The organism is Reticulibacter mediterranei (genome assembly GCF_016587455.1).
Window position 1 is genome coordinate 52,848 of the sequence record NZ_BNJK01000001.1, and the last position, 13,152, is coordinate 65,999.

The 13,152-nt window shown below is 53.7% G+C and carries 7 protein-coding genes and 1 pseudogene; 5 read left to right on the top strand and 3 right to left on the bottom strand.

Annotation, left to right across the window (positions count from 1 at the left end; genetic code table 11):
* Window positions 1–41: 41 nt before the first annotated feature.
* Together K3T83_RS55990 and K3T83_RS55995 are read left to right on the top strand one after the other, a co-directional pair.
* A complete protein-coding gene (locus tag K3T83_RS55990) occupies window positions 42–1,355 on the top strand; it encodes an ATP-binding cassette domain-containing protein (protein WP_236064758.1) in 1,314 nt (437 codons plus the stop codon).
* Complete coding sequence (locus tag K3T83_RS55995; RefSeq protein ID WP_236064759.1) at window positions 1,315–2,787, top strand: ABC transporter permease; 1,473 nt, start codon at window positions 1,315–1,317, stop codon at window positions 2,785–2,787. The genes K3T83_RS55990 and K3T83_RS55995 overlap by 41 nt, the downstream gene beginning before the upstream one ends.
* Window positions 2,788–2,834: 47 nt before the next feature.
* Here the strand turns inward: K3T83_RS55995 and K3T83_RS00260 are convergent, their stop codons facing one another.
* Both K3T83_RS00260 and K3T83_RS00265 read right to left on the bottom strand, forming a co-directional pair.
* Window positions 2,835–5,207: a LuxR C-terminal-related transcriptional regulator gene (locus tag K3T83_RS00260; protein WP_236065089.1), complete on the bottom strand. Its 2,373-nt coding sequence runs from the start codon at window positions 5,205–5,207 to the stop codon at window positions 2,835–2,837.
* Between the two features lie 82 nt (window positions 5,208–5,289).
* Window positions 5,290–7,737, bottom strand: a complete 2,448-nt coding sequence (locus K3T83_RS00265; protein WP_220201016.1) for a LuxR C-terminal-related transcriptional regulator — start codon at window positions 7,735–7,737, stop codon at window positions 5,290–5,292.
* 524 nt (window positions 7,738–8,261) lie between these two features.
* Between K3T83_RS00265 and K3T83_RS00270 the strand changes: the two genes are divergently transcribed.
* The 3 genes from K3T83_RS00270 (at window position 8,262) to K3T83_RS56000 (ending at window position 10,458) form a co-directional block, all read left to right on the top strand.
* A complete protein-coding gene (locus K3T83_RS00270) occupies window positions 8,262–8,831 on the top strand; it encodes a hypothetical protein (protein ID WP_220201017.1) in 570 nt (189 codons plus the stop codon).
* A gap of 19 nt (window positions 8,832–8,850) precedes the next feature.
* A complete protein-coding gene (locus tag K3T83_RS00275; protein ID WP_220201018.1) occupies window positions 8,851–9,051 on the top strand; it encodes a hypothetical protein in 201 nt (66 codons plus the stop codon).
* A gap of 336 nt (window positions 9,052–9,387) precedes the next feature.
* Window positions 9,388–10,458, top strand: coding sequence for an IS110 family transposase (locus tag K3T83_RS56000; RefSeq protein WP_236064760.1), 1,071 nt, complete (start codon window positions 9,388–9,390; stop codon window positions 10,456–10,458).
* On the opposite strand, the pseudogene K3T83_RS57580 reads toward K3T83_RS56000, so the two are convergent.
* A pseudogene (locus K3T83_RS57580) lies at window positions 10,407–13,037 on the bottom strand (winged helix-turn-helix domain-containing protein); the annotation flags it as partial. The gene K3T83_RS56000 and the pseudogene K3T83_RS57580 overlap by 52 nt on opposite strands.
* Window positions 13,038–13,152: the final 115 nt, after the last annotated feature.

The following is a 13,152-nucleotide window of genomic DNA, read 5'->3' on the forward strand; positions in this document are numbered from 1 at the left end:
TATGTACGATACTTTGGTCTGAAAGGAGCAATGCATATCCTATGAATATAGGAGATTCCTTACCTGTGCCTCCACAAAACCCTGGTGAGCCACACACACGGATCGCATCGTCACAGGATCTGGCTAATCTTCCTGGTCAGCCTAGTAGTGGCATGTCTATTGCGATGGGCAACGCAACGCTGGAGATCAGCACAAATACCGAACGCGGAAAAGCGACCTACCCATTAAACAGGCAGATCATCAATATTGGGCGCGATCCTTCCAACGACATCGTGATCGACCGCCCTACAGTTTCAGCCTTCCACGCTCAGATCGTGCGTGAGGGCAATCAATTGATCCTGATTCATCCTCACCCGGCTCGCGGCAGAACCCTCAACGGCCTCATCTACCAGGGCAAGAGCATAGGTGGCAGCGAAACCTTGCGTAAGCCCCTGACTCGTGGCGACGTGTTCCGTATTAGCGATGAGCATGGCACCTTTGTAACGCTCTCTTATAATGATGGAAGCGGCGCTCCTCAGGACGTGCTCCCGGAGATGCACCCTATCCCGCTGGGCGCACAACTCATCACACTAGGACGGGCCTCGGACAATACCGTCGTGCTCGATCACCCGCTCATCTCCGGCCACCACGCTCGTCTCGAACGGATGCAAAACGGCTATCGTATCGTTGATCAGAGTTCAACCAATCACGTCTTTGTCAATGCTCAACGCGTCCAGGAGCGCCTGCTGGCCCCCGGCGACGAGATTCGTATCGGCCCCTATAAGCTGACCTTCACTGGTACGCAGTTGACCCAGCAGGATGAGAGCAGTAGTGTGCGCATCGATGCTCTGAACCTCAGGAAGGTCGGCACGAAAGAAACCATTCTCATTAACGATATTTCTATAGCCATTCCCCCGCGTAAGTTTGTGGCTCTGGTCGGTGGCTCTGGCGCTGGCAAATCTACGCTGATGGATGCGCTGAATGGTCTCCGTCCCTCTCAGCAAGGCATAGTGCTCTATAATGGGCAGGATTATTATCGCAATCTGGCAGCTTTCAGCACCCGGCTTGGCTACGTTCCACAGGATGACATCATTCATCGCGACCTCACTGTTGAACAGGCTTTGTACTACGCGGCGAAGCTGCGCCTGCCCGACGACTTCAGTGAGCAGCAGATTCAGCAACGCATCAATGAAGTGCTCGACGACGTAGAAATGACCTTCCGCCGCCAACTGCTGGTCAGCAAACTCTCTGGTGGGCAACGCAAACGCGTCTCCATCGCCCTCGAATTGTTAGCAAACCCCAGTGTCTTCTTTCTGGACGAGCCGACATCAGGGCTTGGACCGCAAGATGATGTTGTTGTTGCGCAAACTGGCTGATAAAGGTCATACTATTGTCCTGGTCACTCACGCGACGAACAACATCAACGCCTGCGATTACGTCTGCTTCCTCTGTCAGGGCGGACGTCTGGCCTACTTCGGTCCACCAGATGAGGCCAAAACCTATTTCGGCAAGGCCGACTTCGCCGAGATCTATAGCTCCCTGGAGCCAACCGAGGCAAATAAAAATATTCCCGCCGAAGCTGAGGCTCGCTTCAAAGCCTCATCCGATTACCAGAAATATGTGCAGTCGCCGCTTCAACAAGGACCGGCGGAGCAGGCCAATCTTCAACAGGGAGCTGCACCTGTCACACGATCCAGACGGGGAAATGCCTTCAAACAGTTCTGGATACTTTCTCTGCGCTACATAAAACTATTGCACAATGATACCGGTAATCTGCTGATCCTGCTACTACAGGCACCCATCATCGGCATCATCCTGCTGTTCATGGCTGATGCGCACATTTTCGATCCCGATAGCGTAGCGAATTGCCCCTCACAGACGATTCCCAACATTCCACCGCAGTTGACAAATTTCCGTGGCAGTTGTCAGGCTGCCATCCAATTTCTTAGCCAGGCATCACAGAACCCACTCTCGGCAGCGGCCCTCAAACCATACGGAGGCCCCGATGGAGCACTCAACAACCTGATCAGCATTGGCTCTGGTGGCGATGCGCAGAAGATCCTCTTTATCATGGCCTTTGCCGCTGTCATGTTTGGCTGTATCAATGGCGCTCGTGAAATTGTAAAAGAAGCCGCCATCTATCGCCGTGAACGGGCAGTGAACCTGGGCATCATGCCCTATATGCTCTCCAAAATCGCGGTGCTGGGCACGCTTTGTTTGCTGCAAAGCGCTGTACTGGCGTTCTTTGTCGGCCTTCACTCGCCCTTCAAACACAGCATCCTGCTCCCTCCCATCGTGGAAATCTATATCACACTGGCACTGACGGCCATCGCTGGTTTGATGGTGGGGCTGACGGTCTCAGCTATCGCACCGAATAACGACCGGGCTACGAGCTTTATTCCGATCATTCTGATTCCACAGGTGATCTTTTCTGGCATTATCTTCCCATTAAGCAATTCCGGCTTGAAGTTCCTGGGTTCGTTCTTCGCAGCAGGCTGGGCGATGGCAGGTATGGGGAGCACGATTGGCCTGCATAGCGACAAACTTGGTGGACAGGCTGACTGTTCCTATGTCTCACCTCCCGTTCAGCCTCCTCCTCCAGGCCCGGCGCACTTCTATGGTCCAGATGCCAATCCCGCCAACTGCGCTTTTCGTGGCGATTATGCAGTGAGCGTAACCAACCAGACCGCAGCACATGCCGCCGCCGTTCAACACCTGCTGCTCATCTGGGGTGCCCTGATCATCATGAGTATCGCGTTAGCTGGACTCACCGCGTACTTTCTGAAGCGCAAGGATATTCGCGGCTAATCATAGCAATCCAGGCATGGGGATAGTTCAACCATCTCCATGTCTGTTTATATCAATTTCTGCTCAAGTGCATAGCGCGTTGCAGCACTGCGCGAAGAGATCCCTAGCTTGCCATAGATTGAACGCACATGTGAATTGACAGTGAGAACGGTAATATGTAGCTTTTGAGCAATCTGTGAACTGGTCAGGCCCTGCGCCATCAGGATCAAGACCTCGGTTTCACGCGGCGTCAGATTTTCAGAGAGAGGGGGTGATGAAAATACCAACTTTTGCCTCGCCTGAAGAGGCGTTGCAGCGGGAGCATCTATTATTTGTAAAGATGGACGCAATAACTGCTCTAGCGGCATTGCTTGCCCTTCGTTCCAGGCTTCCAGAAATTTCTGCTGCTCAAGCTGCACCTGCACAGTTTCGGCCAGCCGACCATCGTTCAAATATCCCATCAATGCCATCTTCAGCCAGTCATATGGTCCCTGTTGAGGATTCACATCAACCAGATCGTACAACGCCCTGGTTGCCCCCCACAGGCGCGCAGCCCAGATATAGTGCTTCTGCACAGCAACAATTCCTCCCAGGCTAATCAGGCACAAAGCAATAGTGGATCGGTTGCTGGCCTGTTTCTGTTCCCAAAGAATGGCGATACACTCCTCCCGGGCCGCAACGACCTCCGCACTCTTTTGCAAGGCTTGAGCAAAAAGCGCTTTCCCATAGAGTGTACGCACCCTGACATATGGCTCACCTGTCTCGCGCGCCAGCTCTACTCCCCTCTTCTCCAGGGTATAGGCACGCGTGTAATCTCCCTGAAAATACCGTCCAAGAGCCGAGAAATGCAGCGCATCCGCCTGCAACCAGCGATCCTCTATTTTTTCCAGCAGGGCCATACTCTCATCAGTTGCAGTAAAAATCGCTTCATACTTGTTAAATCTTAAAGCAACTGCTGCCATTACATGGAGCACGAGCACTGTGTTGTATATATCGCCTGCCTGTCGAAAGAGCCTCAACGCTTCCTCATAGAACGTCACAGCCGGAGCCATTGGCCGAACATAGAACGTGAGAATTCCAGCTCCATATAGCGCTCTGGCTCGCGTCCGCCCCTGTACCTGCGTGACGCTTTCCTCGCAACATGCCAGAGCTTGCTCCATCCAGTGGTATCCCTCTACTGTATGGCTCAGCGTCCAGAAAGACCAGAGCGCTCCGCAAAAGTGCAATGCCATCTCTCCGTCACGCTGCGCAATCGTCCATTGCAAGGCGGCACGCACATTATCGATCTCCTGTTCTATCGGCTGCGTCCATAATGCCGATGCAGTTTGCCTGACACGTGGCGCAATACGTTCTGTCAATGCCAGATAATATACAGCGTGTGCCTGCCGAATTGTCGCCTCCTCCTGGCTATTTTGCAGACACTCCAGCGCATACTCGCGAATCGTCTCCAGCATGACAAAGCGCAGCTCCTCATTGGCATCCTGGCGTTGCACTTGCAATAAATTATGATCTACTAGCGTCTCGACCTCTTTCAACATCTCTTCTTCATATTGCGGGCCATACTCCCCACCGCCACATACTGTTTCAATTGCCTCCAACGTACACCCACCAACGAAGACAGCCAGCCGCTGAAACAGGCACCGCTCACGGTGTGTCAGTAATTGATAGCTCCACTCCATTGTCTTACGTAATGTTTGTTGCCGTTCCGGGACATCGCGCGTGCTAGAAGTCAGAAGAGCCAGGCGACTACCAAGTTTTGCTAGCAAGACCGGAGGCGACAACAACTTTATGCGTGCCGCCGCCAGTTCTATCGCCAGTGGCAACCCATCCAGACGATTACAGATATCTGCAATCGTGCGAGCGTTGTTCTCGGTCAAACAAAAGTCTGGCTGCACCATCTGGACCCGCTGTAAGAAGAGAGCTACCGCCGCTGTTTGTGCCAACGCTTCATAGTCAGGCAGATGACTTAGATCTGGTAAGGCCAGAGGAGGCACTCGAAACTCATATTCATCACGCAGATGCAAAGTTTCCCGGCTGGTGATCACCAGTTTCAACCAGGGACAACGAGCCACTATCTCTCCCATCAAAGGTGCAGCCTCTCCTACTTGCTCAAAATTATCGAGCACCAGCAAGAGATGCTTCTCGCATAAGGCCATTGTTAACGCCTGCAGAGGTGCCTGTTGTGCTGCTTCCTTCAATCCTAACCCCTGGATGATGGCAGGTAGCACCAGTTCTTTCTCTCGGATGGCGGCCAGCGAGACAAAGCAGCAGCCATCGGCAAAAAGGGAGGCATTGGTTGCCATTTCCTTCGCCACTTGCATTGCCAGGCGCGTCTTGCCCACGCCCCCAGGCCCGGTCAATGTCAGCAAGCGTATTCTAGGTTCTTGTAACAGTGAGCAGATCTCATGCAAATCCTGCTCACGACCAATCAGCGGTTTCATTGACAATGTGGAAGCTCCTGAACTAACTTCGATTGTCTACTTTGAAAGCAGTACAACCATAAGCCATAGCTCTCCAATACATTTATTCTAAAATGTGCTGCTCAAGAGCGTAGCGCGTTGCAGCACTGCGCGAAGAGATTCCCAGTTTGCTATAGATCGAGCGCACATGGGAATTGACGGTGAGTGTGGTAATAGAAAGTTGCTGAGCAATCTTCGCGCTGGTAGCACCCTGCGCGACCAGCCGTAGCACCTGAATTTCACGAGCGGTCAGATTCCCATAAGGCAGCTTCCCACCATGCTCGCTATCAGCAGGTGCAAGCTCTTTCTTTCCAGTTACCTCTGGCGACACCATAGGCGCAACAAGCTCATGAGGATTCAGCACCAGATCAAGAGGCATATCCTGTCCTTCCTGCCAGGCGCTCAGAAATTCCTTCTCCCCAAGTGTTTTACGAGCAGTAGCAATAACTACATCGTAGCGCAAGTGTATCCGTAGCAGAGTTGCCAGATAGTCGTAGGTGCCCAACTCGCCAATAGCCCCGCCGGTAACATCATACAAAACATGAGCTGCCCCCCATAACCGCACAGCCCACACAGTTTGCTTTTGGGCCGCTGCCACGCAGCCCAATCCCACTAAACAAATAGCAATAATTGCATCACGACCAACGGTGATAGCGGAGCGTACCAGTGCAAGGCTCTCCTCATAGCAGGTCTGTGCCGTCTGGTATTTCTTCTGCACATAAGTAAATAGGCCGAGGGCATACAACACCCGGATGGTCGTGACCGGTTCACCAACCCTGCGACAGATTGTCAGGCATTCCTCGCACAGAGCCTGTGCTCTGGCATAATCGTCGACCAGATAGGCACTATAGGCACACAGGAAGAGCGCTTCGCATAAGCGCCAGAGATTGCCGGTAGGATGTATCAATGCGAGGGCCTCCTCGCTTACCGCCTGCACGGTCGCATAATCATTCGCTTCGAGCGCAAGATGACCCAGGCAGCAGAGCGCAATGGCTATTCCCTGTTTATCTCCTATTTCCCGAAAAAGTTCCAGGCTCCTGCGACAATGTATGGCCGATTGAGGCGCATCGCCTGCGTAGCGCGCCAGAACAGCAATACAATAATAGGCCAGGGCCAGGACATGCGTATCCACACCAATTCTCTGTTCATGATGAAGTGTAAGAGCCTGTTTGATCCAGCGATATCCCTCTTGAGTATGACTTTGCGCCCAGAACATCCAGAGCGCATTACATAGTCTCAGGGCCAGCTCGGCCTTCTGCTCTTCCAGCAGCCAGCTCATAGTAGCTCGCAGATTATCATGATCACGCTCCAGGAGCCTGACATAGAGCTTCTGCTCAGGACCAATTAGCTTTGAAGCACGCTCTTCTGCTATCATCAGATAATACAGAGCATGTTCTAGCCGTATCCTTTCCTGAGCATAACCCTTATCCATCCTTTCCTGAGCATACTCATGAATAGTTTCCAGCATCGTGAAATATGGCTCCTCATCCTCTTGTGTCGGTCGTACCTGGAGCAAGTTTTTATCCACCAATGAAGTCAGCAGGTCTAACAGGCTAGTGTCCACCTGCCCTTCCAGCGCAGTCCATGTCGCCTCTATTGCTCCTAATGTGGCTCCGCCAACAAAAACTGCCAATCTCTGAAAGAGGAGTCGTTCACGTGATGAGAGCAACTGGTGACTCCACTCAATGGTTCGGCGCAAGGTTTGTTGTCGCTCCGGTGCATCCTGCTTTCCTCGCGTCAGTAGTGTCAAACGACGACTGAGCCGTGCCAGCAGTGCCTGAGGCGACAGCAATTTCATACGAGCCGCAGCCAGTTCTAACGCCAGCGGCAGGCCATCCAATCGGATGCAGATTTCCGCTATTGTTCGAGCGTTCTCCTCGGTCAGAGCGATCTGTGGCACCATCTCCTGAACTCGCTCGACGAACAGAGCAACTGCAGCGTTTTGCGCTAACGTTGCCAGGTCTGGCAAACGGTTCAGATCTGGTAATGCGAGAGGGGCTACTCGAAACTCATATTCATCATGCAGATGCAAGATTTCCCGACTGGTGACGAGCAGTTTGAGAGAAGAAGCATAAGCGGACAATTCGCTAATCAGAGGTGCCGCTTCTCCCACTTGCTCAAAATTATCAAGTACCAGCAACAAATGTTTCTCGCGTAATGCCTGTTTCAACACGTGCAATGGAGCCTGTTGCGCCGCTTCTTTCAATCCCAGGTTCTGGATAATGGTCGGCAACACCAGGCCCTTATCTCGGATAGCCGCCAGCGACACATAACAACAACCATCGGCAAACAGAGCAACACGGGACGTTATCTCGGTTGCCACCTGCATCGCCAGGCGCGTCTTGCCTACGCCCCCAGGCCCGGTCAACGTGAGCAAGTGTACTGCGGGGTCTTGCAACAGTGAGCAGATCTCACGTACATCCTGCTCACGGCCAATCAGCGGTTTCATCGACAATGTGGAAGCTCCTGGACCCATCCCCTGGTAATCTTCCACGCGAAAATAATAAGGCACAGATCGCCTTGATGATATCTCTCACACCCAAATAGCGGCGGCGTCAACCCAAAAAAAGAGGCTGCATCCATGACATAGACTCTCCTGAAATTCCTTTTCTCTTTGAAGGGCCACCGCTGTATTCCAGCCAGCGGCCTACGTATAAATAAGGACTCATATTAACCCAACGAGAGAAACAGAACTTTTCGGAGTATAACATTTGTCGCATCCTCCACACCCTTTCCATGAAATATTGGATATATAAGCAATGAAAGATTTTATTCTTATTTATTATACTATACTTCCCTACCTGACCTTTCCTCCAGAGTACATATGGCAAATTTTACAGGGATTGGAAGTGATGAACATGATGGGAAAAGGGTAACTGCAAGGTATGAAAAAAGGTGATGTGAGAGGTCAGGTCGAACTGGTCGCCTGAGAACCTGCGCAAACGGTTGTACCCAAAAGCCAGGGCTAAAAAGAGAGATTCCAATCTGTGGTAGGATAAAAAAAACCTGAAATCCAAGCCCAGAAAGGAATCTCACATGCAGATACAAGTATCGCTCAGTCTAGAGATAAATGCAAACGCGACCTTCCCAGAAATGGAAGCCCAGATCCAGGAGGCGGGGCATCGCTGGATGCGTGAGGCACTCGCCAAGACGGTGAGAGCCTGGGAAGGGATGCGTCCCTTGTGCCGACGCTGTGGGGGATCTGTCAAGACAGAAGGCACGATCCTCACGCTCTTTGGGAAGGTCCAGCTGATCCGTCGTCGCTTTCGCTGCCAGTCCTGTCACCATCGCTTTTGTCCATCAGGGGAACTGTTGCAGGGGTTGCAGTTGTGCCGGATCACTGCTGCCCTGCGGGAGGCGGCGATCTTGGTGGGTGCCTCCTGGCCCTATCGACACGCAGCAGCGACGTTGCAACGGTTGAGCGGAGCCGAGATCAGCGCAGAGGAGATTCGCCTCCTGACCAACGAGCAAGGCAAGCTGGCCGCTCGCCGTCAAAGAGAGCAAGCAGAGGAATGTGTGCCGTCTGCTCCGGTAGCCCCTGACGACCCAGCACCAGCAGCGTTAACGTCTGCGGTAGCCAGAGGCGAAAGAGCGGCGGGGTACTGACAAAGAGCAGGTCATAGATGTGGTTGGTGGTGTGCATGAGGCTGGCAATGGTGCCGATCCAGATATGGGAGACCTTCCTGGTCGGGTCAGGAAACGCCCAGAGCAAACCGAGACTCACCGCCAGTTGGAAGATGCCCGCATCACCGAGGTAGTGACGATTGAAGGGTACAAACTGAACCAGAGATTGAAAGATGTGGGGCAAAAAGAGAATCACCATTGACGTTCCCACAAAAAACAGCACATTTACGGCGAGGACGATTTGAGCGAATCGCGTCCACAGAGTTGTGGCTTTCATGCAGTTCCTTCTTATCCAATAATATATTCACAGACCCGCTCGACAAAGGGTCAAAGCAAGCGGTAAACTTGCTTGTGTGATGGTCCGAACGCGCTGGAGAAAGCAGCGTTCCTTCATCAGGTTCGACCTATTAGGAAAGATTCGGCTTCTCTGGCGGCATTCTTGGGTTAACCGATCATTAGGAGATTGTGCCTTAACTGAGCACCGCAGGATAAGAACACGCTTCCCCCAAGAATTTTTTCGGACAGAAAGGAGTCGCTCATGTTCTACGCTGGTATCGATTGGAGTGATACTCACCATGATGCTCTGGTCATTGATGAGGCTGGTCGTCAAGTCAAGACACCGAGCCGTGTGACTCATAGCCCTGATGGGTTGGAAAAGCTGCATGCCTTTCTGGAGACCATTGTTGGTTCCACGGACAAAGAGAATCTGGCCTGCATCGTCGAAACTTCCCACGGCTTGCTCATCGCTTTCCTGCTGGAAAAAGGCTGGCCGGTCTATCCCGTTCATCCTACAACGGTGGATCGTCGCCGTGCTGTTTCTAGAGCAAAGACCGACCAGATTGATGCCTACTTGCTGGCCAAGACCGGTCGCGCGGACTTTGCAGAATTGCGTCGGTTGACGCCTGATAGCGAGCAAATCGCCGAACTCAAAGCACTTACGCGTGACCAGGATTCGTTGATCCAGATGCAAACCAGGCTGGTCAATCAATTGACTGCTTGTCTCAAGGCGTATTATCCAGGAGCATTGGATCTGTTTGCCAAACTTCAGCAACGTTCGACGCTGACCTTTCTGCAAACGTATCCCACTCTCCAGGCAGCTCGCGCCGCCTCGATTGAGCAGATTGAGACGGTCCTCAAAAAGGCCGGACATACCTCGGCTGCGAAAGTCGCCCCCAAGGTTGCTGAGACCTTGCAGCAGCCCCAGTTGGAGGCCAATGCGGTGACGACGCGCACGAAATCGCGTTTGGCACTGGCTCTGATCGCACAGTTGCTGCCTCTGGTTGAGCAAATCGCTATCTACGACAAGGATATTGAAGACCTTTTTTTGAGCCACGCCGACAGCGCGATTTTTGAGAGCCTGCCGCGAGCCGGACGCCGTCTGGCTCCTCGGCTGTTGGCGGAAATCGGCGATGACCGACAACGCTATACCGACATGGCGAGCTTGCAAGCCCTGGCAGACACCTCTCCAGTGGTCTTTCAGAGAAGACCGTACTCCCGCGCCAGAGCGATAGCCTGGGTTCTGTTAGCGGCACCCAGTTTATTGAGGATACTTGAGATATGCTTCCTGGCTGTCGAAAGCTGGATCACCAGCGCATTGGCTATTTCCTGATTGGAGGCTCCTTGTGCGAGTTGCTGTAACACGCGTTGTTCCTGTGAAGTTAATGAATCGAGCAATGGGGGAGTTGTGTCAATGGGAGGCGTAACCGCTGACACCTCAGCTTCGATAAAGGCGCGCAAGAGAGCACGCACATACGTGGCCAGGGTTTTGTCTCGCAGATCAGGCAAGAGGCTTTTTAACAGAGCCTCAATGGAGATACCCTCATCGAGAAAGAGGCGTTGATAGCCCTCTGGTCTGGCCCGCGTGATCGCCTCAAGCAGCGTTGCTCTCGCCTGCACTTGCTCCCCGGCTTGCTCCTGTGCGAGCGCTTCGAGCAGAAGGATCTGGAGTTCACTGTACCCACGATGCGCTTTACTGGCCTCTTGCTTCCACTCACTCAGCAGGCCGAGCGCCGCTTGTGGTTGACCTTCCGCGATCCGTAGGCGCGCAAGCAGCAAGCCCTCCTCTTCTCGACGAACGTGGGCAAAGGGTTCTGTTGTGTGCAGGTCGGATGAGGCCCACGCTTCGGTTTGAGGCAAGTCTGCCGCTTTAAGGGAGAGCCAGGCCTGCGCCATGTGGATCTCCCGCAGGATCTCTGGTCGAGACTCCTGTGAGACGTTCGCATGCAACAGGGAGCGGGCTTGTTCAGTTTCTCCCCGCGCTACCAGCATGCGAACCTGAAAAAGTAAGCCGGAAGGGAGTACGTGAATCCAGGGAGACGGCATCCCGATCAGGGCCTCATGCAAATACTGCTGTGCCTTTTCAAGATCGTTCCATTCATAGAAAAGCCGAGCCAAGCCATAGTATGCTCTTCGCTCGTAATAGCTATCTCTGCGGCCCGTCTCAAGAGTCAATTGCAATAGGGCAAGGTCTTCATGTTCGCGGGAGTGAGCCAATGCCTGCTGAAAGAAGTTCTCCGCCTGCCGCAACTCGCTCCTGCTCAAGGACACAAAGCCAAGCCAGATAATCGCGGCGATGGTTCCTGGCAGCGAGCCTGATTGTTCCGAGAGGGTCCTGGCCTGCAAGAGCAATGGTTGGGCGCGATCTGGTTGACCAGAGATGATCATCTCCAGGCCCAGAAGATGCAAGCAGTGGCCGCGCCAGAGAGCCTGCTGCTCGGAAAGCAGGGAGAGTGCCTGGTGGACCAGAGCCAGGACTTCTGCAACCCTCCCTTGCATACTGGTGAGCACTGCCCGCGCGGTCAGTACCGCGCCAAGTCCGGCCTCATCGGAGATCTGGCGATATCCTTCTTCTGCCCAACACAAGGGTTCCTCGACGAGATCCAGGGTCTGTGGCGAACGAGGGGTTGTAAACACCACCGAATCCACATATCGAAAGCTCAGATGTGGTCGCGAGCGCAGGGTTTCCGAGGAAAGACCAGCCAACCAGCGGCGCAGCATATGATAGTCATTACGAAAGCTGGCTGGGTCAACGAAGCACTCGATCAGGTCTGCGGCGTAGCCTTCATCTCCGGCGGAGAGCGCGTGAGGAATGGCCTGAGCCCAGCGCTCTTGCGTAGCATACCAGGCGGCAGCGCGTCGATGCAGGAGTGGAAGCTGTTCGGGGGTAGTTGCGCGTAGATAGGTGAGCAGCGCTTCGCGGAAGAGGGCATGATAGCGATACCAGCGCCGTTCTTCATCCAGAGGAACCACAAAGAGATTGGCCCGCTCCAACGTTTCCAGTAGTGCCTGGCATGCCTGTTCCCCCCCGGTCTCCTCGGTCAGCGCCTGGCACATGGAAGCATTCATCTCAGAAAGGATCGCCGTCTGAAGCAGAAATCGCTGGAGGGGGGCGGGTTGCCGCGCAAGAATTTCCTCTTGCACATAATCGAGGACAAAGCGATGGCTGCCACTGAAGGACCGAAACCAGGCGACCGGGTCAGTGGTTCGTTGCAGTGCGAGCCCAGCCAATTGCACCCCGGCGATCCAGCCCTCGGTTCGCTCAAAGAGTCGCCACACCTCTTCCTCTCGCAGAGAGAGGCCCATCACCTGACTGAGAAAGCTGGCCGTCTCGGCTTCACTCAAGCACAAGTCGGCATCGCGGATCTCAGCCATTCTTCCTTGCGCGCGCCACCTGGCAAGAGGAAGTGGGGGATCGACCCGGCTGGAGAGAATGACATGCAGCGAGGCGGGAGTATGATCCAGGAAAAACGCGAATGAGGAGTGGATGGCTGGCTCCTGGATGACATGATAGTCGTCCAGAATGAGGATCGTTTCCGACGCGCTCGCCACCAGATCGTTGATGAGCGAAGTCAGGACGGAAAGAAACGGAGGCTGCGTGTGTTGACTGGCTTTCGCCGTGTCCGCAGGCGCCACAGGGAAATCTGCGTGGAGTGCAGTAACCACAGAGGTCCAGAAGCGCTCTGGATCATTGTCTAGTTCATCCAGTGAGAGCCAGGAAATGGGTCGCATGCTTTGACTGGCCCAGGTAGACAGGAGTGTGGTTTTCCCAAAGCCCGCCGTGGCTGAGAGCAGGATCAGGGGAAGTCCGCAACTCTGATTGAGCCGCTCAATCAGGCGCGTTCGTGGAAGAAGTTGGGGACGCAAAAATGGAACCGTAAACTTGGTCATGAGCAGGTGTGACTCTGACATGTTCTGGTCCTCTTTCCTGAAATGGAGTGGCCTGTATGTTCGCGAGGGATGGATCAGTATAGGGAGTTCGCCACCAGTCAATCCACCTCTCGCCCAAGCCCATCATGGCCCCCTT